Source organism: Vibrio sp. 99-8-1, from assembly GCF_013114595.1.
Lineage (GTDB): Bacteria > Pseudomonadota > Gammaproteobacteria > Enterobacterales > Vibrionaceae > Vibrio.
Genome location: NZ_VTXE01000079.1, coordinates 1 through 791, shown reverse-complemented (window position 1 = coordinate 791; position 791 = coordinate 1). Strand labels below are relative to the sequence as shown.

Genomic DNA, 791 nt, shown 5'->3' with positions numbered 1-791 from the left:
TCTTATGAGCAACCAAGGTTTCTATCGTTGTCTCATTATTTGAATGAGCGAGACAACATTTCGATTTTGCCGGACTCAAATATAAACAGCATTACTATGTAATGTTGCTTCCAAGAACACTTGAATGTGTGTTGGTACCTAAATCTCTTATGTTTCAAAGAAAATTAGGATTTGAGAACTTTTAAATTAGATAACAATCAATCAAATTGTTATCTGTCAGCTTTCCAAATTGTTAAAGAGCGATGTTTTTTCTACTTAAAGAAATCACATTTTCTAAAGACTTTCGACGACAAAAATCCGAACCAAGATAAACAAACTTATTTGGTTTGGATAATATCCAAAAATATTTAGAGAATGGTGGGCGATACCGGGCTCGAACCAGTGACCCCCTCCTTGTAAGGGAGGTGCTCTCCCAACTGAGCTAATCGCCCACGAATGTTTATCTCTACCTTAAGTAGACATAAAACGTTTTAATTCCTTCGTAGGAAAGAATGGTGGGTCGTGCAGGATTCGAACCTGCGACCAATTGATTAAAAGTCAACTGCTCTACCAGCTGAGCTAACGACCCAATGGTATCCCGTAGGGGAGTCGAACCCCTGTTACCGCCGTGAAAGGGCGGTGTCCTAGGCCTCTAGACGAACGGGACATAGGTGTGAAAGTGTTGGGCACTTTCAAAACATCTCTTTACTTTTCTAAACCATATCAATCTGTGTGGACACTCATAAACGAGCAATCTTCGTATTAAGGAGGTGATCCAGCCCCAGGTTCCCCTAGGGCTACCTTGTTACGAC

Annotated in this window: 3 tRNA genes; all 3 read right to left on the bottom strand. The window is 41.0% G+C overall.

The annotated features are described in order from the left end of the window. Positions 1-355: 355 nt before the first annotated feature. The 3 genes from F0227_RS21785 to F0227_RS21775 all read right to left on the bottom strand — a co-directional run bounded on the left by F0227_RS21785 (position 356) and on the right by F0227_RS21775 (position 646). Positions 356-431: transfer RNA gene (locus F0227_RS21785), tRNA-Val, on the bottom strand. 61 nt (positions 432-492) lie between these two features. Continuing rightward, a tRNA-Lys gene (locus tag F0227_RS21780) sits at positions 493-568 on the bottom strand. Positions 569-570: 2 nt separating this feature from the next. Continuing rightward, a tRNA-Glu gene (locus tag F0227_RS21775) sits at positions 571-646 on the bottom strand. Positions 647-791 lie beyond the last annotated feature (145 nt).